This is a genomic window from Burkholderia sp. AU4i, assembly GCF_000466765.1.
Taxonomy (GTDB): Bacteria; Pseudomonadota; Gammaproteobacteria; order Burkholderiales; family Burkholderiaceae; genus Burkholderia; species Burkholderia cepacia.
On record NZ_ASSI01000013.1, the window covers coordinates 13,500 to 33,308 of the forward strand.

Genomic DNA, 19,809 nt, shown 5'->3' on the forward strand with positions numbered 1-19,809 from the left:
CCTTGAAAAGATGAAGAGACCTGGAGATCGACAATGAAAGCACCCGTCAACTGCTATGCAATCCTGATTTTGTCGACCGCGTCGCTCGGCGCGACCGCTGCCCATGCGCAGAGCAGCGTAACGCTGTACGGCGTCGTCGATGATTCGCTCGCGTACGTGAACAACCAGCAGGGCCATTCGAACCTCTACATGCGCGACGGCAACCTGTATGCGTCGAAGTTCGGGCTGCGCGGCGACGAGGATCTGGGCGGCGGCACGCATGCGATCTTCGACCTGCAGTCCGGCTTCAACCTGAACAACGGCGCGCAATCCGCCGCCGGCCTGATATTCAATCGCCAGGCCTTCGTCGGCCTGCGCAACGATCGCTACGGCACGATGACGGCCGGCCGCCAGTACACGCCCTACTTCCTGTTCGTCGGCCCGTATGCATCGAGCAGCTGGCTGACCGGTGCGACGGGCGCGCACCCGGGCGACATCGACGGCCTCGACACGACGATCCGCGTGAACAATTCGGTTACTTATACGTCGCCGACCTTCGCCGGACTGACCGCGAGCGCGATGTACGCATTCGGCGGCATTGCCGGCGCGACCGGCAAGGGCAACACGTTCAGCGCCGCACTGCGTTATGCGAACGGGCCGATCGGCGTCGCGGCCGGCTACCTGCGCATCAACAGCTCGGGCTCGTCGGCAGGCTTCCTGAATCCGGCGACCGCCGCGTCGGGCAGCTTCGCGGTGTCCGTGCTGAACCAGGGTTACCTGACCGCGAAGGCCGTCGAGCAGGTCGCGGCGGCCGGCAACTATACGCTCGGCAACCTGACGATGGGCGTGAACTATTCGAACGTGAAGTATCTGCCCGGCAACGGCTCCGCGTTCACGGACACGGCCGTGTTCAACACCTACGGCGCGCTCGCCGCATACCGTTTCACGCCGGCATTCTCGGTGGCCGGCGCGTTCGCGTACACGCTCGCGTCGAAGGCGAACGGCATCGACAGCGCGGCCCGCTACCAGCAGTATTCGCTGAAGGAGTCGTACAGCCTGTCGAAGCGCACGACGCTCTATGCGCTGCAGGCGTACACGCATTCGAGCGGCCGGACGCTCGGTGCGCAAGGTGCCGGCCACGTGATCGACGCGGCGCCGATCGTCGGCGATTCGCAGCAGCTCACGCCTTCGACGACGCACGGCCAGTTCGTCGGCATGGCCGGCATCGCCGTCACGTTCTGAGCCATCGCGGCAGCGCCTTCGGCGCGCTGCCCCTGCCCCGGGCGACACGTATTTCGCCGATGCCTCGCGTGCTGTCCGGGCATCCGATACGCGGCCGCCGCGGGGCGTTTTCAGCACCCCGTCCGCGCACCGCGCAAACTGCACGGGTTTTCTCGATCCCCTCGATACCTTACAATTCGTCAGGTTCACCCATCCTGCATACCCCTTCTTGCAGTCCTGACACCGCGGTACACTCGACGCACGCCGTATCAGGGTCCGACGCGCGACACGCGCGCCGGGCGGCGTCGCGCCTCGTTGCGCCCACAACTGGATGCCAGCCATGCCAGATTCCCGCCCCTCGCCCCGCACGACATTCAAGCCGCAGGTCGTCCTGCCCGCGCTCGCAGTCATCGGCGCACTGCTCGTCGTGTGTGCGCTGCTCCCGAGCGAAGCCGGCGCGCTGTTCTCCGCCGGCCAGCAATGGGTCGTCGCGCGCTTCGACTGGTTCTACGTGCTCGCCGTCACCGGCTTCCTCGTGTTTCTCGTGCTGATCGCCGCGAGCGATTTCGGCAACATCCGGCTCGGCCCCGACGATGCCGAACCCGAATTCAGCTTCGTGTCGTGGACGGCGATGCTGTTCGCGGCCGGCATGGGCATCGGCCTCATGTACTTCGGCGTCGGCGAGCCGATGCAGCACTTCCTGAAGCCGCCGACCGTCGACCCCGGCACGCCCGCCGCCGCCCGCGAGGCGATGCTGATGACCTTCTTTCACTGGGGCTTCCACGCGTGGGCGATCTACGGACTGATGGGGCTCGTGCTCGCGTACTTCGGCTTCCGCTACAACCTGCCGCTGACGCTCCGCTCGGGGCTGTATCCGGTGCTGCGCGAGCGTATCAACGGCTGGATCGGCCACACGGTCGACGCATTCGCGCTGGTCGGCACGGTCGCCGGCATCGCGACGACGCTCGGCTACGGAGTCATGCAGATCAGCGCGGGCCTGCATACCGTCGCCGGCTGGGATACGGGCAGCAATGCGTTTCGCATCGGGCTCGTCGCGCTCGTCGTGATCCTCGCGGGGCTGTCGGCCGCGAGCGGCCTCGACAAGGGTGTGCGTCGACTATCCGAACTGAACCTGCTGCTCGCGTTCCTGCTGCTCGCGTTCGTCGCCGTCACGGGCCCGACGGCGTTCCTGTTGCGCGCGCTCGGCGACAACATCGGCCAGTATCTGTCGAGCCTCGTCGACCTGTCGTTCCGCACGTACGCGTATGCGTCGCCGCGCGAGGAAGGCTGGTTCGGCGGCTGGACGATCCTCTACTGGGCATGGTGGGTGTCGTGGTCGCCGTTCGTCGGCATGTTCATCGCACGCATCTCGCGCGGCCGCACGATCCGCCAGTTCGTGATCGGCGTGCTGCTCGTGCCGACCGCGTTCAACCTCGTGTGGATGACCGTGTTCGGCAACAGCGCGATCTGGCTCGATACGCATGGCGCGGCCGGCGCGCTCGCGCAGACGGCCACCAATGTCGACGCGCTGCTGTTCCGCTTCTTCGATTTCCTGCCGCTGTCGCAACTGCTGTCGATCGCCGCGATCGTGCTGATCGCGGTGTTCTTCGTCACGTCCGCCGACTCGGGCGCGTTCGTGATCGACCAGATCGCGACGCGCGGCCACGCGCACTCGCCCGTCTGGCAACGGCTGTTCTGGGCGTTGCTGCTCGGCGTGACGGCCGCGGTGCTGCTCGTCGCCGGCGGGCTCGGCGCATTGCAGGCGATGACGCTGATCGCCGCGCTGCCGGTAGCGATCATCATGATCGCGCTCTGCTACGGGCTGTGGCGCGGGCTCGCGGCCGACCGCGTGCACTATTCGCAGGACGTCGCGCCCGCGACGAGCTTCTGGACCGGCCAGCACTGGCGTCACCGCCTGACGCACATCCTGCGGCAGACGACCGAAGCCGAAGCACGCCAGTTCGTCGCCGAAACGGTCGAGCCGGCGTTGCGCAAAGTCGCCGACGAGTTGCGCGCAGGCGGCGTCGATGCGCACGTGCAGCGCGACAGCGACGACGCCGTGCGCCTCACCGTGCCGACCGCCGACCACCGCGATTTCGTGTACGGCGTGCGCGTGACGGTGAAATCCGCGGCCGCGTTCCTCGTGCGCGAGACGGCCGGGCCGGAAGCGGCACGAGCTCACGTGTACGGGATCGTCACGTTCTTCGAGGACGGGCGGCTCGGCTACGACGTCGAATACCTGCGCGGCGACGAAGTGATTGCCGACGTGTTGCGCCAGTACGAACGCTACGTGTCGCTCGCGGCCGACAAGCGCACGCATCTGCTGAGCCGCGCGCCGGGGCATGCGACGGAGGCCGAATGAACCTGCCCGCCGTCTTTACTGCGCCGCGGCGACCTGCCATGCCCGACGGAGCCGCACGATGACCGGGCTCCTGCAAAGCCGCGCCTCCGACGTCATCGCGCTCGGCACGCTCGCCGTGCTCTATCTCGGTGGAGCCGGCATCGCACTGTGGCGGATCCGCGCCGCGGCGCCGCGCGGCAAGGTCTACTGGATCGTCTGCGCGGCGCTGCTCGCCGGCGGCGCCGTCGCGATGGGCATCAACCTGTCGCCGATGCCGGACACCGGGGACATGCCGCCCGGGTTCGCGCTCGGTGTCGAGGCCGTCCTGCTCGGTCTCGCATTGGTCGCCGGCGGTTGCGCGTGGCTGATGCTGCGCGCGCGGCGACGCTGACGCGCGTATGTCGTGCGGCCCGGCCACGTCCCGCGCGAACGACGACGCGCGGGACGTGGCCGCCCCTTCCCCGATCCGCTTCCTTGCCGCCGCGCGTCACGCGGACGGTGCACGCGCCGTCACGAGCCAGCAAGCCGCGTCGAAGCGCACATCCGCGCCGTCGACGTAAGGCTCGAACGCGGCGCGCATCGTGTCGACCACGCGCCGCCGCGTTGCGTCGTCCACTTCCAGCAACGCCAGCCCGACCGGGCCCAGCCGGGTGATGTAGTCGTCCAGCGCGGACGCGGGTAGCGCGCATGCCAGTTCGACCGGCTCGATCGCCACGTCCGCCCAACCGCTGTCCGCCAGCACCGACGCGATCCGCTGCCGGTCGCCGAACCCGAACTGCCCCGGCGCGCCGGGCCGCCGTGCGGGCAGGTTCGGCAGCAACGGCGCCGCGGCCCGCTCGGCGATCGTCATGAACGGATTGTCTGCCGCGCTGCGCCATGCGACGAACCGCATCCGCGCATCCGGCCGCGCCGCATGGCGCAGATTCGCGAACGCGCGAACCGGATCGTCGAAGAACATCACGCCGAGGCGCGACACGATCAGGTCGACGCTCGCGGGCTCGAACGCGTGCGTCTGCACATCGGCACGCACGAAGCGGGCGTGGACGCCGCTGCGTTCGGCACGCGCCTGCGCAGCGTCGATCATCCGCGCCGAGATATCGATGCCCGTGCATTGCGCATGCGCGCCGAGCCGCCGCGCGATCGCAACCGTGACCGCGCCCGTGCCGCAGCCGACATCGAGCACGCTGCGCGCGGACGACGTGGCAACCGCCTCCACGAGCAACCGCTCCAACGGCTCGAACATCCGGTCGATCAGCGCCTGTGTCTCGACCCAGGCGCGGCCCGACGGGCCGTTCCAAAGCGCGGATTGTTCGTCATTGGGCCGTCTGGTTTCCATCGTCGATTCCCCTTCTGGTTCATTGATCGTGCCTCGCACTCTGCTGCTTCAAGCCGGCTTGAAGTCAAGCCCCTCCCGGCTGCGACCTGCCGCCGCAACGGCGACGCCCTGCCGGCGTGCGAGTTCTCGTTACGCGCCGTAGTTTTCACATTTCTTACATTCGCGCTGCGTATCGTTGACGACTTTCCCACGGTGCCTCCCATGCGACGACTCCTCCCGCGCGCGCTGCTCGTCCGCTGCGCTCCCCTTGTTGCTTTCGCCGTGCTGTCCGCGTGCTCGAACCACATCGATTCGCCGGACGATCCGGCGAGTGCGTCGGTCAACGTCCAGGCCGCATGGGTCGAGATCGGCGATACGAACCAGGCGATCGCGCGCGTCATCACGAACTACACCCCCGCTTCAACCGGCGATCCGTTGTGCCCGCAACTGAGCGTCGACGGCAAGCTGTCGCGCATGTCCCTGCGCGCGGGGGCCGCGACCATCGCCCAGCGGCCGACCGCCAGCGATCCGTCCGATTCGAAGCCGTCGAGCTTTCCGGTGTCCGTCTGCGAGGCAACGCTGCCGGCCGGTGCGCAGGCGGCGAGCGTCGCGGGCCACACGCTGCCGCTGCCGAAGGCGCAGCCGCAACGTATCGCGATCATCGCCGACACCGGCTGCCGCATGAAGAAAGCCGACAACGCATGGCAGGCGTGCAACGACGCGACGGTCTGGCCGCTCGACACGATCGCGGCCAGCGTCGCGAAGCTGTCGCCCGACCTGGTGATGCACATCGGCGACTACCACTACCGCGAAAACGCATGCCCGCCGGACATCGCCGGCTGCAAGGACAGCCCGTGGGGCTACGGCTGGGATACGTGGCAGGCCGACCTGTTCCGCCCGGCCGCACCGTTGCTCGCGAAGGCCCCATGGGTCGTCGTGCGCGGCAACCACGAGGAATGCGCGCGCGCGGGCCAGGGCTGGTTCCGCTTCCTCGATCCGCGCCCGTATTCGGCCGCGCGCTCGTGCGACGATCCGGCCAACGACAACAACGCGAACTATTCTGAACCCTATGCGGTATCGCTCGGCGGCGGCTCGCAGGTGATCGTGTTCGACACCGCGAAGGTCGGCCGCACGCCGCTCAAGACGACCGACGCGCAGTTCGGCATCTACCAGAAGCAGTTCCAGACGGTCGCCGCACTCGCGTCGAAGGCCGGCATGACGACGACGATCTTCACGAACCACCATCCGATCCTCGCGTTCGCGCCGATCGCCGGCAGCACGCCCGCGCCGGGCAACCTCGCGCTGCAGTCGGTGATGGCGAGCCTCAACGCCCAGGCGTACTACCCGCCCGGCGTGCACGTGGCACTGCACGGGCACGTGCATGATTTCCAGGCGATTAACTTCTCGTCCGGGCACCCGGCGACGATCGTGTCCGGCAACGGCGGCGACAACCTCGACGTCGCGCTGCCCGACCCGTTCCCGGCCGGCCTGACACCGGCACCGGGCGCCGTGATCGAGCGGCTGTCGCACAACAACAGCTTCGGCTTCCTGATCATGGAACGCCGCGCCGCCCCGGCGACCGGCTGGGTCTTCCACGCGTATTCGGCGGCCGGCAAGCTGCTCGCGTCGTGCAACCAGTCGGGCACGACGCTCGCCTGCGACAAGACAGGGTTCATCGCGCCGTGAGTGAAGGAGTTCGATGTGACGGCCGCCATGCGCGCGGCCGGCAAGCGCTGCGCACGCTGGCCGCTGCCGTGCTCGCGGGCCTGACGCTCGCGGCGCACGCCGCGCCGGCCGAAACCGTCCTGCTTCCCGGTGCGCCGCCGTCGCGAGTCGTCGACACGATCGGCAACGGCACGCCGCAGGTGACGGGCAAGATCGATGCGGCGACCGCGCGCTTCGCCCCCGACCCGACACTCGTCGCGCTCGGCCGCCGGATCTTCTTCGATTCACGGCTGTCCGAGCCGCGCGGCATGTCGTGCGCGGGCTGCCACGACCCGGGCCACGCGTTCGCGCCGACGCTGTCGGCCGCCTCGCTCGCGGGGCCCGGTGTGCCGGAAGGCAGCCGTCCCGGGCGTTTCAGCCGGCGCAACGCGCCGTCGCTGCTCTATGTGCGCTACGTGCCGCGCCGCCACTTCTACCAGGACGACGACGCGCCCGCACCGTCGCCGTTCGGCGGCCTGTTCAGCGACGGCCGCGCGGATACGCTCGCCGAGCAGATCCGCGGGCCGCTGTTCGATCCGAACGAGATGAACAACCGGTCGCCGGCCGCGCTGCTGCGCAAGGTCGACGCGACCGAACTCGCGCCCGATCTCGCCGCGCGCTTCGGCGCGTCGGTGCGGCGCGATCCCGGGCAACTGGTGCGGGCGCTGGGCCTGGCCGTCGAGGCCTATCTGCAGAGCGACGAGATGGCGCCGTTCACGTCGCGTTTCGACGCGTTCCTGCGCTCGCGCAAGCCGCTCGCGCCGGCCGAGATGCGCGGCCTCGCGCTGTTCCGGAATCCGGACAAGGGCAACTGCATGAGCTGCCACACGCTGTCGGAGACGTCGAGCCGACCGGAACGTTCGCTCTTCACCGATTTCGGCTACGACGCGATCGCGGTGCCGCGCAACCGCGCGCTGCCGGCGAACCGCGATCCGCGTCATTTCGACAACGGGCTGTGCGACACCGCCCGGCGGCTGCGCTGGCCCGAGCCGACGCAATGGTGCGGCTACCTGCGCACACCGGGGCTGCGCAACGTCGCGCTCAAGCAGACGTTCATGCACAACGGCGTGTTCACGACGCTGCGCGACGCGGTCGCGTTCTACAACACGCGCTCGACCGACCCGGGCTTCTGGTATCACGGGGCCGGAACGTTCGACGATGTGCCGGCCGCCTATCGCGGCAACATCAACGTCAACTCGACGCCGATGAACCGCCGGCCCGGCACGCCGCCCGCGCTGACCGACGCGGAGATCGACGACATCGTCGCGTTCCTCGGCACGCTGACCGACGCGCGCTATACGGAGGGCATCGCCTCCGCGGCTCCCGCTGCCCCGGTCGCCCCTGCGGCCGCTGTTACCCGGGTCACACGCACCGCCGCGCCGGCTCGCTGATCCTGGCCGAACGGCCAGCCGCATACGCACCCGCTTGCGGTCGCCCCAAACACTGGTTATATTTACAGTACTGTATTTATGAACAGTGAGGTGCGTGATGGAACAACTAGTTCGTATCGTCAACGACGCCGATCGCCAAGTGCTGGCATGGCTCCGCGCCCAGGTCGGCGACGCCCGCGTCGAGCGCGCGGCTCGCCAGCTCGGGCATACGCGCAAGCCCTTCCCGTCCGCCGTTTGCCGTTACCTGGGCATGAGCGCACCGGCCACGCTGCGCCAGGCCGAACGGCCGCGCGCCGCGCGCGATTTCTCGGTCGGCGATCGTTACCTGTCGCTGATCCGCCAGCACCTCGCCACACACTCGGCCAGCCGATGAAATGGCGGCGGCTGGCCGCGTCGATGGCCCGGAAGACCAGTGCAATGGCGGTTTCGCAAGCCCGGCCGGCGGCCACCGCGCTTATCTGGCCGCCATGGCTTCCCGTACGAGGCGGCCGAGCGTTTCGAACGCCGCTTCGTGCGCTGCATCGAACACGCGCGTGCAAGCAAGCCGGATATAGCCGTCGAAGCGGTCGGAGTTCGAGAAGATCGCCCCGGGCGCGATCCTGACCCCGTGCGCCAGCGCGGCATCGAACAGCGCCTCGGAGCGCACGCCGTCCGGCAACGCGATCCACAGCAGCATCCCGCCCGGCGGCCGGTTCATCCGGGTTCCGGCCGGGAAATGCCGTGCGATCGCGTCGATCGTTACGTCGCGCTGCACGCGCAACTGTTCGCGGAACTGGCGCAGATGTCGATCGAACGCGCCCGAACCGACGAATTCGGCCGCAACGGCCTGCAACAACGCGGCGTTGTGCCGGCTGTGCGCGAATTTCAGCATCTTCACGCGCGCGTGCCAGCGCCCCGCGCTTATCCAGCCGAGCCGCATCCCGGGGGCCAGCACCTTGTTGAACGACGGGCAGTAAATCACCGTGCCGTCGCGATCCCATGCCTTGACCGGCTTGACCGATTGCGGCGCCTCGACGAGTTCGCGATAAGGCTCGTCCTCGATCACGGCCACGCCGTGGCGCGAACAGAGCGAGACGAGCGCGGCCTTGCGCCCGTCGGGCATCACACAGCCGAGCGGGTTCTGCAGGTTCGGCACGACCACCACGGCGCGAATGTCCGGATACGCGGTCAGCGCCACTTCGAGCGCCTCGATCGACAGGCCGGTCGTCGGGCTGGCCGGGATTTCGAGTGCGCGCAAGCCGAGGCTTTCGAGCAACTGGATCAGGCCGAAGAACGCTGGCGATTCGATCGCGATCGTGTCGCCGGGGCGCGCGACCGCACGCAACGCGAGATTCACCGCATCGACGCCGCCGCTCGTCGACATCACGTCGTCCGGCGTCAACGTCACGCCGTAAGACAACGCGCGCTTGGCCATCGTCTGCCGGAACTCGGGCGAACCGCCGACGGGCCCCGCATCGGTCAGCAAGGTGGGCTTGCGCCGCAACAACCGGATCGCGAGCGCCTGCAGGCGCTCGGCCGGATACAGCGTGGCCAGCGCGGACGCTCCGCCGAGATTCAGCGCATCGGGTGTCGCGTTGGCGCGGTCGATCACACGCGACACGCGCTCGTGCAGCCCCGCGAACGGCGGCTCGACGCTCAGCGGCGGCCCGTCGCTTTCCGGCAGCGTTTCGAGCGCGACTGCCGCGCGGCGCCGCACGAAGTAGCCGGAGCGCGGCTTCGCCTCGCACCAGCCCGTATCCTCGAGCCGCCGGAACGCCTGAATCGCGGTCGACAGACTCACGCCGTGCTGTGCCATGAACGCCCGCACCGACGGCATCCGGTCGCCGGGCGACAGCGTGCCGGCCGAGATGATGCGGCGGTAATGCTCGGCGAGCCGTTCGTAAAGCGGCTCGCCGTCCATCGGCAACGGTGGGCGGGATGAATCGGTGAAAGGCGTCATGCAGGCGATCGTGCCCGCGCGGCCGATGGCACGCCAGATACAGATTCCAGGGAAACCCACCGATACAGCGGCGCAAAATCGTCATCTGCACCGCAACAGATTCCCGTCCCCTGAATCTGTCGTGCCGGTGCCCGTTTCCCTAACCTGACTGCACGCTGTCGCCTCGCCGTCGCGAGGCCGCGCAATCGCGAAAGGGAATCGCCATGCGAACGCATCACATCCGGCTCGACGCCGGGCAAAGCCACTTTGCGTGGTTCGACAAGGGCAGTCAGGTGATCGTGCTGGACGGCGCGCTTGCGGTCACGCTGCGCCACGGCGGGCTCGACTGGCTGCCCGACGCGCCACAGCACATCCGCCGCTTGCTCGGCGAAGGGGAATGCCTGACGCTCGAGACAGCCGGCCACGTGGCGCTGTCGGCCGGTGGCGCGGGCGCGGTCAGCATGGCCGTCGTGGAACCGGCAAGCCGGAGCGGCTGGCTCGTGGCATGGCGCGCGATCCTGCGCCGGTTGTCCGGGAGGATGCGCGGCGGCCATCGTGTACACGAGCATTCGTGAAATGGAAACTTGCCGTGGCGTCATGGAGGAGCGTCACGCCGCGCCGCATCAGCCGATGGAAATCCGGCGCGATCCGGTGGGGCCGTGCTCATGCGGATCGACCGACCTTGACCACCGGCGCAACCGCCGCAGCGCGCCTCCGGCATGCGGCGGTCACCGCATCACCGCACGCTTCTGCGCCGTTCGAACCACTCGAAGATCGCCATCCCGGCCAGCATCGCGACGACGAACGCGATCCCCTTCGCCGACCCGAAGCCGATCGACACGATCGCGGGCCCCGGGCAGAACCCGGCGATCCCCCAGCCGATGCCGAACACGGCACTTCCGGCAACCAGGCGCACGGTGATCGCCCGCAGGGCCGGCAACTGCATCGGCAGGCCGAGCCATGACCGCGTCCGGCGCTTCGCCCATGCGAACGCGAACACGGCCACCCCGGTGGCGCCGGCCATCACGAACGCGAGCGATGGATCCCAGCGGCCCGCCAGGTCGAGAAAGCCGAGCACCTTCTGCGGATTGGCCATGCCCGACACGATGAGGCCGATGCCGAACAGCAGCCCCGCCAGAAACGCGAATCCTGCCTGCATGTCAGCCTCCCAGCACGTGCCGTCGCACGAATACGGTCGCGAAGCCCGCGACCATGAAGACCGCCGTCGCGACCACCGAACGCAGCGCGCCGCGCGACATCCCGCACACGCCGTGGCCGCTCGTGCAGCCTCCCGCGTACCGCGTGCCGATTCCGACCAGCAGCCCGGCCGCCACCAGTTCGAACCAGCCCGCATCGACCTGCGGCGTCAGGCTGTTCCCTGCGACGCGCATCGCAAGCGGTGCCGCGACCAGCCCGGCGACGAACGCGGCACGCCAGCCGCGCTCGCCGGCGCGTGCCGTGAGCAAGCCGCCGACGATGCCGCTGATGCCCGCAATCCGGCCGTTGAACGCGACGAGCCACGCGGCGGCAAGCCCGATCAGCACGCCGCCGGCCAGCGACAGCCACGGCGTGAAATGAAGCGCATCAAGCTGCATCGCGCCGCCCCTTCGCGGCCGGGCCGCAGAACTGTTCGTACAGCACGCCCATCACCGCGATCGCGGCGGGGCTGTCGAGCGAGTAGTGGATGTTCTTGCCGTCGCGGCGCGTGCGGACCAGCGCGTTGTCGCGCAACACGCCGAGCTGCTGGGACAGCGTCGGCTGACGGATGTCCAGCGCTGCCTCGAGATCGCTCACGCAGCGCTCACCCTGGGACAGCTCGCAGAGCAGCATCAACCGGTCGGGATTCGACAGCACCTTGAGCAGCGCGCAGGCCGATTCGGCGGCCGCGCGCATCTGGTCGGGTTCCGGAAACCCGGCGGAAAGATCGTCGTTCATCGGCACTGGGAGACAATTAAAAAATCAATATTATATTGATTTATATAATGTTGCATCTCCCTGTCTGCCGACGAGCGGCCTTGCGCCCTCCTTCACTCAGGCCCGCTCGCCCGCCATCGTCTTCGCGGCGGGCACGCGCGCCGCACCGGCACGAACCGCGCCGAGCGCGAGCACCGCGATCGCGGCGATCACGCACGGCGCCGCGACGACCCCAAACGCGGTCGACAACGGCACGCCCATCGCCAGCATCGCCCCGCCCGCCATCGATCCGACGACCGAGCCGCCACGGCCGATCCCGTTCGCCCAACTCACACCGGTGGTGCGGCACTCGGTCGGATAGAACGCGGCCGACAGCGCATTCGCGCCGACCTGTGAACCCGACACGCAGAAACCGGCCGCGAACACGGCGAGCGCGGCGCCCCACGGCGACGCGGCAACCACACCGATCGCCGCGACGAACACGCCGGCCGCCGCGTAGCTGCAGGCCAGGACGCGATGCGGGTCGAAACGGTCCATCAGCCAGCCGAGGACGATCGCGCCGAGCGTGCCGCCGACCTGGAACATCGCGGTCACGTGCGCGGCCGTCCGCAGCGTCGCGCCGGTCGTGCGCAGCAGCGTCGGCAGCCAGCTGGACAGCAGGTAGATGACCAGCAGGCTCATGAAGAACGTGAGCCACAGCAGCAGCGTGCCGCGCAACAGGTCGGGGCCGAACAGGCGGCCAAGCGGCGATCCGGCCGGCTTGCCGGCGGGCGCGGTGAACGACGCGTTCGCAAGCCGGGGATCCGGCGCAATGCGGCCCAGCATCGCTGCGATCCGCGCGGAAGGTGCGTGTCGATTGACCATATAGCGCACCGATTCCGGCAGCCGCCACGCAAGCACCGGCAGGAGCAGCAGCGGCGCCGCGCCGCCGACGACGAGCACCGCACGCCAGCCGTGGTGCTCGATCAGCGCAGCGGCCGCGAGCCCGCCGAGCGCGGAGCCGATCGTGAAGCCGCAGAACATCGTCGTCACCAGCAGCGAACGGCGCCGGGCCGGGCAGTACTCGGACGTCAGCGTGATCGCATTGGGCATCGCGCCGCCGAGCCCGAGCCCGGTCACGAAACGCCACGCGATCAGCTCGGTCAGGCCGCCCGCGCTCGCCGACGCGGCACTCGCGATGCCGAAGCACGCGACGCATGCGAGCAGCAGGCGCTTGCGGCCGAACCGGTCGCCGAACGGCCCGAACACGAGCGCGCCGGCCATCAGCCCCGCGAGCCCCGCGCCGAACACCGGGGCGAGCTGCGCGGGCGACAGGCCCCATTCCGCGCGAATGACGGGGGCGATGAAACCGATCGAAGCGGTATCGAAACCGTCGATCGCGACGATCAGGAAGCACAGGACGACGATCGCGGCCTGAAAAGGCGCAACGCGATGCCGGTCGATCCATTCGCTGACGTCGATGGACAGCGTATCGGTCATGGTGATGTCTCCTCCAGGAAGGCGGTCGCGCGTCGTGTCGTTGAATTGCGCGCCGCCGGAATCGGGCTCGTCGAGCTGCGTCACGCAGCCGGCGTCAGGCAGTCCTCCGCGCGCCAGCCGTGCAGCCAGTCGAGCGCGTCGTAGAACTGCGCCTGCGTACGGCCGACCCAGAGCCCGTTGCGCACCAGCCGCTCGACGCCCTTCGCGTGATAGACCCGCCCCATCTCGCGCGCCGAATACAGCACGCGCGCGGTGCGCGGAATCCGCACGCGTTCGTACAGCGCGAACGCGGCCTCGAAATCGCCGTCGGCCTGAGCGACGGCCGCACCGAGCGTCACCGCGTCCTCGAGCGCCTGGCACGCGCCCTGCGCAATGTATTGCGTCATCGGATGCGCGGCGTCGCCGAGCACCGTCGCGCGGCCCTCGCTCCAGCGCTCGACCGGATCGCGGTCCGCGGTCGCCCAGCGTTTCCACGACGTCGGCCGGTCGAGCATCTGCTTCGGCAGCGGATGAATGCCGTCGAAGTACGACAGCACCTCTTCCTTGCTGCCCTCGCGCACGTCCCAGGTTTCCTGCTCGCGGCTGTGGAACGTGACGACGAGGTTGTACTGCCGCCCGCCGCGCAGCGGATAGTGGACGAGATGGCAATGCGGGCCGGCCCACACGACCGGCGCATTGATCTGCAGATCCTTCGGCATGTTGTCGACGTCGACCACCGCGCGATACACGACGTGGCCCGTCACGCGATGCGCATCGCCGATCAGCGCGTGGCGGATCGCGGATTTCACGCCGTCGCAGCCGATCACCGCATCGGCGCGATAACGTTCGCCGTGCTGGTCGGTCACGGTCACGCCGTTGCCGTCCTGCTCGAACCCGCACACCTGCGTGCTCGTCCGGAACTCGATCAGCGGATGGTCCTTGACCGCCTCGTAGATCGACAGGTGAATGTCCGCTCGATGAATCACCGCATACGGATTGCCGAAGCGCTCGCGGTACGCGGCGCCCGTATCGATGCGCGCGACCTCGCGCGCATCGACCGCATCCATCAGTTGCAGCCAGTCGGTGAACACGGCCCGGCTGCGCGCGGCCTCGCCGACACCCAGCGCATCGAGCGCGTTGAACGCGTTCGCCGCGAGCTGAATCCCCGCGCCGATCTCTCCGATCTGCTCCGCCTGTTCGAGCAGCTTCACGCGGATGCCCTGGCGTGCGAGCGCGAGCGCTGCCGCGAGCCCGCCGATGCCGCCGCCGATCACCAGCACGCGCCGGCCGTTGTCTTGTGTCTCGCCCATCTTTGTCTCCTGCTTCGTGTTACGCGACGTAATCCGGTTGCCGCTGCGGCTGCGCCGCGTCGAACGCCGGCTCGTGCCGTGCGTATTCGTACACCGCGAGGCTGCGGGGATACGCGCTCAGGTCGCAATCCATCCGCAGCGCGTTCGCGACCTGCGGCACGAGGCACACGTCGGCCAGCGTCGGCGCGTCGCCGAAGCACCACGGGCCCTCGTCCGCGCGCGCGAGCAGCCGCTCGACGCCGGCCATCCCTTCCGCGACCCAGTGCCGGTACCACGCGGTCTTCTGCTGCGGCGTGATCTTCAGCTCGCTGTCGAGATAGCGCAGCACGCGCAGGTTGTTGATCGGATGGATGTCGCAGGCGATCAGCGCCGCGAGTTCCAGCACGCGCGCACGATGTCGCAGTTCGAGCGGAATCAGTCGCGGCGCCGGCTGGATCTGGTCGAGGTAATCGACGATCGCGAGCGACTGGCCGAGACCGAAATCGCCGTCGACCAGCGCCGGCACTGCCGCGGACGGGTTCACATTCGCGACGTAGGCCGCGTCGCGATGCTCGCCGGTGCGGATGTTCACCGGCAGCGTGTCGTAGGGCAGCCCTTTCAGCGCGAGCGCGATGCGCACCCGGTAGGAGGTCGAACTGTTGAAGAAGCTATGCAGTTGCACGATGTCGCCTTTCGGGGAAGATGCGTCAGACCACGCGCACGGCCAGTTCGCCGAGCCGCTCGACGCCGACCTTCATCACGTCGCCCGCGACCACCGCGCCGACACCTTCCGGCGTGCCCGTGAAGATCACGTCGCCCGGTTCGAGGCGGAAGAATTTCGACAGGTCGGCCACCGTTTCCGCGACCGACCAGATCAGGTGCGACACGTCGCTTTTCTGCTTCGTCGTGCCGTTGACGGTCAGCCACAGGCCGCCCTGTTCGAAATGGCCGACGTCGCTCGCCGGATGCACGGGGCCAATCGGCGCCGAGCGGTCGAACGCCTTGCCGATCTCCCACGGCCGGCCCATTTCGCGCATCTTCATCTGCAGGTCGCGACGCGTCATGTCGAGGCCGACCGCGTAACCCCACACGTGTTCGAGCGCGCGTTCGAGCGGAATGTCCGCCCCGCCCTTGCCGATCACCGCGACGAGTTCGGCTTCGTAGTGATAGTTCTGCGTCTGCGACGGATACGCGAGATCGAGCGTTTCGCCGTACGCGACCGGCACGATCGAATCGGCCGGCTTGCAGAAGAAGAACGGCGGCTCGCGATCGGGATCGAAGCCCATTTCACGCGCGTGGGCCGCGTAGTTGCGGCCAACACAATAGACGCGGCGTACCGCAAACCGGGCATCGCTGCGGGCGACGGGGAGCGCCACGGGCGCTTCGGGCGGAAAAACGAAAGTCATCAATGGCTCCAGCGTAAACATGAATGAAGGGGTCGCGCCGCGCCAGCGGCGCGCGGAAAACGGAATCCTTGAACGCTGCCGGCGTCAGTCGCGCGCTTCGCGCAGCAGGTTCAGCGCGGACAGCACGGGCCGGTCGGAATAGCTGAACAGCACGCTGTCGGACGACGCCGACAGCCGCACCGGCTCCCACGACGGCACGACGAAGATGTCGTGCGGCTCGAATTCGAATGCGTTGCCGCCGATGAACGCGGTGCCGCTGCCCTCGACGACGCAGTAGATCGTCGCGTCGGTGCTGCGGTACGTGCGGCCGTCGAAACCGGCGGGCAGGAACTGCATGAAGGTGGCGATCGTCGGCATCGGCCAGCCGCCCGTCGCGGGGTTCACATAACGCAGCTTCACGCCGTCCCACGCATCGAGTTCGCCGTTCCGGTACAGCACGTCGAGCGCCTCGCGGGTGCGTGCGTACGGATAACTGAACACCGGCGACGTCGGATCGCTCGCGCGATGCCGCACCGGCACCATGTTGTGACCGAAGCGGGCGAGGCTGTCGCCTTCCGGGCGATTCACGGGCTGCACGGCTTCCGGGTAGTTCTCCGCGAAGCCTGCGTCGAGGTGCGCGACGAGCGGAATGTCGAGCCCGTCGAGCCACACGACCGGCTCGCCGCCCGCTTCCTCCGACGGGTTGCCGTGGTCGTGCCACGCCCACGACGGCGTGATGATGAAGTCGCCCGGATGCATCGTCGTGCGCTCGCCGTTCACGGCCGTCCACGCGCCGCGCCCTTCGACGATGAAGCGCAGCGCCGACTGCGTATGCCGGTGGCTCGGCGCGATCTCGCCGGGCAGGATCAGCTGCAGCCCCGCGTACAGGCTCGGCGTCATGCTCGACTTGCCGGGCAGCCCGGGGTTCTCCAGCACCAGCACGCGGCGCACGGCTTCTTCCGCGCTGATCACGCTGCCGGCCTGCATCACGAGGTCGCGCACCTGCGCGTACTTCCAGATCGCGGCCTGCGCGGCCGGCTGCGGGGTTTTCGGCACGAGGTTGTGCAGCGATTCCCACAGCGGTGCCAGGCGTTGCTCGGCGATCCGTGCGTAGTAGGCGGCGCGCGACGCGTCCGGATGGGTCGTCATGATGTCTCCTGGAGTCGGCCGATCGGCGTCGGCGCTATGTCGGGTCGGGGACCGTACTGCAGTCCGTCAGCAGATTTATATTCGACCCAGACATACCCGGTAAAATGGTCAAATCATCTAATCCATATCATTCTGGATATACCTTCTAGCGACGAGGCATGCGATGGACTGGACCCACCGGCTGCGACTGCGGCATCTGCAGGTACTGTTGAGCCTTGCCGGCACCGGCAACCTGAGCCAGTCGGCGGTGACGCTCGCGACCACGCAGCCCGCGCTGTCGAAATGGCTGAAGGAACTGGAAGAGGACGTCGGGCTGCCGCTGTTCGAACGGCATGCGCGCGGGCTGCGGCCGACCTCCTACGGCGAAGCGCTGATCGAGCATGCGCGCCGCGTCGAAGCGCAGCTCGACGTCGCGCGCGACGACATGGCCGCGTTGCGGGAAGGCGGCAGCGGCCTCGTGACGATCGGCACGTCAGGCGTCGCGGCGGCCGACACGGTGCCGCTCGCGGTGTCGCAACTGCTCAAACGGATGCCGCGCGCGCAGGTGCGGCTCACCGAAAGCACGATGAACCAGCTGATGCCGCAGCTCGCGCGCAGCGAACTGGACATCGTCGTGGGCCGCTCGGGGTCGACATCCGTCGATCCGCTGCTGCATGCCGAAGCGCTGTATGTCGATCCGGTCGTGTTCGTCGCGCGGCCCGGTCACGCGCTCGCCGGTGCGGCGTCGGTCGGCTGGGACGACGTGCTCGCCTGTTCGTGGATCGTGTGGCCGTCGGGCACGCCCGTGCACAACGCGCTCGAGACCGCGCTGACGGCCGCCGGCCGCGTTCGGCCGCCCCACTGTGTCGAATCGAATTCGTCGATCCTCAACCTCACGCTGCTGAACAACACCGACCTGCTCGGTGTCGCGTCGTATCGTGCCGCGCAGCGCTTCGCGCAATTGAACGCGATCCGGATCCTGCCGATGCAGCTCCAAGGCCAGGGCGCGGTGTCGATGTACTGGCACCCCGACAGTGCGAATCGCGCGGCGGTGGCCGCGACGATCGAGTGCCTGCGCGCCTGTGCGGCGCCGCAGGTGGGCGGATGGGAGAAAGTGACGGCGGAATGAATGACGCGGCCCGGTGTCAACCGGGCCGCGATGTTGCGATGTTGCGATGTTGCGATGTTGCGATTCCGTAATTCCGCGATGCGTCACGCGCCGTCGCAGGAGGCCGTGCCGTCCAGCATAAGCGTACCGACCCGCGCGGGCACGAGCGGCGTGCGCGGTACCGGCGGCGTCCAGCCGAACAACGCCTGCGCAGCCGCACCGCACACGCGGCCCTGGCATGCGCCCATCCCGCAACGCGACTGCAGTTTCGCGGCCGTCCAGCCCGGCGCTTGCGCGACTGCCTCGAAACGCACGTCTTCGCAGCGACACAGCAGCGTATCGGGCCGCGCCAGCCGGCGGATCGGTTCGCGGATCGCAAACCGCTCGCGCACGGCGTCCGCGAACGCCTGCCAGTGCGCGCGCCGCTCGACGAGCGCCGCCAGCGGCGCCGTCTGCCCGGTTGCCGCATGGCCGGCAATCTCGCCTTCGACCATCGCCAGTTCGCTGCCGCCGACACCCGTGCACTCGCCGGCCGCCAACACCCCGTCGCAGCTCGTACGCTGGTGCGCATCGACCGCGACCGCGCCGTTGTCGATCCGGCAACCGAGATGGCTCGGCAGCACCGTATTCGGCACGAGGCCGAAACCGCACGCGAGCCGGTCGCAGTCGACGTCGAACTCGCGGTCGCCGTGCCGGATCCGCACGCGTTCGAGCCGCTTGTCGCCAAACGCCTCGACGACGTGCGCATCGGCCCGGTACGCAGCCGTGACGAGCTTCGCGGCCTGCGCGAACTTCGACGGCCAGCGCCACAGCCCGGCGCCGAAGCCGGCCACATCGCCCCAGCCTGCCTGTTCGAGCACGTGCGACACGCGCGCACCGGCCTGGCGGGCCGTCGCCGCGCTCGCCAGCAGCAGCGGCCCGCTGCCCGCGATCACCGTGCGCTGTCCGCGCACGTCGAGGCCGTACTTGACCAGCGCCTGCAGGCCGCCCGCACCGGTGACGCCCGGCAGCGTCCAGCCCGGAAACGGCAGCAGCAGTTCGCGTGCGCCGCAGCAGAGAATCAGCGTCCGGAAATCGAGCAGCAGCCCGCGTTCGTCGTCTTCGAGCAGCAGCGTGCCCGGCTGCGTTTCGGCGACGATGCGCGTCGCCGCGAGATGCGTGACGTTCGGCTGCCGCAATACGGCGAGCCGCTCGGTGGCGACCGGCGCGGGCGTGGCCGCTGCGCCCTGCCGCCAGATCTGCCCGCCCGCGCGCGGGTTGTCGTCGACGATCGCCACCGTCGCACCACTTCGTGCGGCGGCCCGCGCGGCCGACAGCCCCGCCGGGCCCGCGCCGACGATCGCGATGTCGACGCTCAGTCGTTCCTGTTTCATCGCGTGCGCTCCACCTGCATGCCGTCGCGGCACAGCGTCTGACACGCTAGCCGACGGCGGCCGTCGATCGTCATCCGGCATTCCTGGCAGATGCCCATCCCGCAAAACGGCGCGCGCGCCGCGCCCGTGCACGACACGCGGGTCGTGTCGTCGCCGCTCGCCGCGACGGCGGCCGCGACGGTCGCGCCGTCGGCCACCGTCAGCGCGCGGCCGTCCAGATGAATGATCATGTCAGCCTCCGCCGGGCCGCCCCAAGGAGGCTGACGGCCCCCTCGGGGGGCAGCG

General features: G+C 69.0%; 20 protein-coding genes. 8 read left to right on the top strand and 12 right to left on the bottom strand.

The window, feature by feature from the left end; all coding sequences use genetic code 11:
• Window positions 1-33: 33 nt before the first annotated feature.
• The 3 genes from L810_RS01830 to L810_RS01840 all read left to right on the top strand — a co-directional run bounded on the left by L810_RS01830 (window position 34) and on the right by L810_RS01840 (window position 3,932).
• The gene (locus tag L810_RS01830; RefSeq protein WP_021156646.1) at window positions 34-1,221 is read left to right on the top strand and encodes a porin; all 1,188 of its coding nucleotides are present in this window, start codon (window positions 34-36) and stop codon (window positions 1,219-1,221) included.
• A 319-nt stretch (window positions 1,222-1,540) separates the two neighbouring features.
• Window positions 1,541-3,562, top strand: a complete 2,022-nt coding sequence (locus L810_RS01835) for a BCCT family transporter (RefSeq protein ID WP_021156647.1) — start codon at window positions 1,541-1,543, stop codon at window positions 3,560-3,562.
• 58 nt (window positions 3,563-3,620) lie between these two features.
• Window positions 3,621-3,932 carry a hypothetical protein gene (locus L810_RS01840; protein WP_021156648.1) on the top strand — a complete coding sequence of 104 codons (312 nt, stop codon included), beginning with the start codon at window positions 3,621-3,623 and terminating at the stop codon, window positions 3,930-3,932.
• Window positions 3,933-4,028: 96 nt separating this feature from the next.
• On the opposite strand, the gene L810_RS01845 is transcribed toward L810_RS01840, so the two are convergent.
• Window positions 4,029-4,877: a class I SAM-dependent methyltransferase gene (locus tag L810_RS01845; protein ID WP_021156649.1), complete on the bottom strand. Its 849-nt coding sequence runs from the start codon at window positions 4,875-4,877 to the stop codon at window positions 4,029-4,031.
• A 201-nt stretch (window positions 4,878-5,078) separates the two neighbouring features.
• On the opposite strand from L810_RS01845, the gene L810_RS01850 reads away from it, so the two are divergent.
• The 3 genes from L810_RS01850 (at window position 5,079) to L810_RS01860 (ending at window position 8,324) form a co-directional block, all read left to right on the top strand.
• Window positions 5,079-6,542: a metallophosphoesterase family protein gene (locus L810_RS01850; protein ID WP_042972833.1), complete on the top strand. Its 1,464-nt coding sequence runs from the start codon at window positions 5,079-5,081 to the stop codon at window positions 6,540-6,542.
• Window positions 6,539-7,951: a cytochrome-c peroxidase gene (locus L810_RS01855; protein WP_021156651.1), complete on the top strand. Its 1,413-nt coding sequence runs from the start codon at window positions 6,539-6,541 to the stop codon at window positions 7,949-7,951. Before L810_RS01850 ends, L810_RS01855 begins: the two co-directional genes overlap by 4 nt.
• A 97-nt stretch (window positions 7,952-8,048) precedes the next feature.
• On the top strand, window positions 8,049-8,324 hold the full coding sequence (locus L810_RS01860) for a hypothetical protein (RefSeq protein ID WP_027791352.1): 276 nt from the start codon (window positions 8,049-8,051) through the stop codon (window positions 8,322-8,324).
• Window positions 8,325-8,405: 81 nt separating this feature from the next.
• Here L810_RS01860 and L810_RS01865 read toward each other — a convergent pair whose 3' ends face one another.
• Window positions 8,406-9,890 carry an aminotransferase-like domain-containing protein gene (locus L810_RS01865; protein WP_021156653.1) on the bottom strand — a complete coding sequence of 495 codons (1,485 nt, stop codon included), beginning with the start codon at window positions 9,888-9,890 and terminating at the stop codon, window positions 8,406-8,408.
• A 203-nt stretch (window positions 9,891-10,093) separates the two neighbouring features.
• Between L810_RS01865 and L810_RS01870 the strand changes: the two genes are divergently transcribed.
• Entirely contained in the window at window positions 10,094-10,444 is a 351-nt protein-coding gene (locus L810_RS01870; protein WP_021156654.1) for a hypothetical protein, read from the top strand.
• Between the two features lie 161 nt (window positions 10,445-10,605).
• Here the strand turns inward: L810_RS01870 and L810_RS01875 are convergent, their stop codons facing one another.
• The 8 genes from L810_RS01875 to gtdA all read right to left on the bottom strand — a co-directional run bounded on the left by L810_RS01875 (window position 10,606) and on the right by gtdA (window position 17,064).
• Window positions 10,606-11,028, bottom strand: a complete 423-nt coding sequence (locus tag L810_RS01875; RefSeq protein ID WP_021156655.1) for a DUF6691 family protein — start codon at window positions 11,026-11,028, stop codon at window positions 10,606-10,608.
• A 1-nt stretch (window position 11,029) separates the two neighbouring features.
• Window positions 11,030-11,464 (bottom strand): YeeE/YedE family protein, encoded by a 435-nt coding sequence (locus tag L810_RS01880; RefSeq protein WP_021156656.1) that lies wholly within the window; start codon window positions 11,462-11,464, stop codon window positions 11,030-11,032.
• Entirely contained in the window at window positions 11,454-11,804 is a 351-nt protein-coding gene (locus tag L810_RS01885) for an ArsR/SmtB family transcription factor (protein WP_027791347.1), read from the bottom strand. Before L810_RS01885 ends, L810_RS01880 begins: the two co-directional genes overlap by 11 nt.
• Before the next feature lie 96 nt (window positions 11,805-11,900).
• Entirely contained in the window at window positions 11,901-13,262 is a 1,362-nt protein-coding gene (locus tag L810_RS01890) for an MFS transporter (protein WP_042972839.1), read from the bottom strand.
• A gap of 80 nt (window positions 13,263-13,342) precedes the next feature.
• Window positions 13,343-14,551, bottom strand: a complete 1,209-nt coding sequence (locus L810_RS01895; protein ID WP_021156659.1) for a 3-hydroxybenzoate 6-monooxygenase — start codon at window positions 14,549-14,551, stop codon at window positions 13,343-13,345.
• 19 nt (window positions 14,552-14,570) lie between these two features.
• Entirely contained in the window at window positions 14,571-15,212 is a 642-nt protein-coding gene (gene maiA / locus L810_RS01900) for a maleylacetoacetate isomerase (protein WP_021156660.1), read from the bottom strand.
• Window positions 15,213-15,237: 25 nt separating this feature from the next.
• Window positions 15,238-15,936 carry a fumarylacetoacetate hydrolase family protein gene (locus L810_RS01905; RefSeq protein ID WP_021156661.1) on the bottom strand — a complete coding sequence of 233 codons (699 nt, stop codon included), beginning with the start codon at window positions 15,934-15,936 and terminating at the stop codon, window positions 15,238-15,240.
• An 84-nt stretch (window positions 15,937-16,020) separates the two neighbouring features.
• Window positions 16,021-17,064: a gentisate 1,2-dioxygenase gene (gene gtdA / locus L810_RS01910; RefSeq protein ID WP_021156662.1), complete on the bottom strand. Its 1,044-nt coding sequence runs from the start codon at window positions 17,062-17,064 to the stop codon at window positions 16,021-16,023.
• 163 nt (window positions 17,065-17,227) lie between these two features.
• Between gtdA and L810_RS01915 the strand changes: the two genes are divergently transcribed.
• Window positions 17,228-18,172, top strand: coding sequence for a LysR family transcriptional regulator (locus L810_RS01915; RefSeq protein WP_021156663.1), 945 nt, complete (start codon window positions 17,228-17,230; stop codon window positions 18,170-18,172).
• 83 nt (window positions 18,173-18,255) lie between these two features.
• Here the strand turns inward: L810_RS01915 and L810_RS01920 are convergent, their stop codons facing one another.
• On the bottom strand, window positions 18,256-19,524 hold the full coding sequence (locus L810_RS01920) for an NAD(P)/FAD-dependent oxidoreductase (RefSeq protein WP_021156664.1): 1,269 nt from the start codon (window positions 19,522-19,524) through the stop codon (window positions 18,256-18,258).
• A complete protein-coding gene (locus tag L810_RS01925; RefSeq protein WP_012338331.1) occupies window positions 19,521-19,754 on the bottom strand; it encodes a 2Fe-2S iron-sulfur cluster-binding protein in 234 nt (77 codons plus the stop codon). The genes L810_RS01920 and L810_RS01925 overlap by 4 nt, the downstream gene beginning before the upstream one ends.
• Window positions 19,755-19,809: the final 55 nt, after the last annotated feature.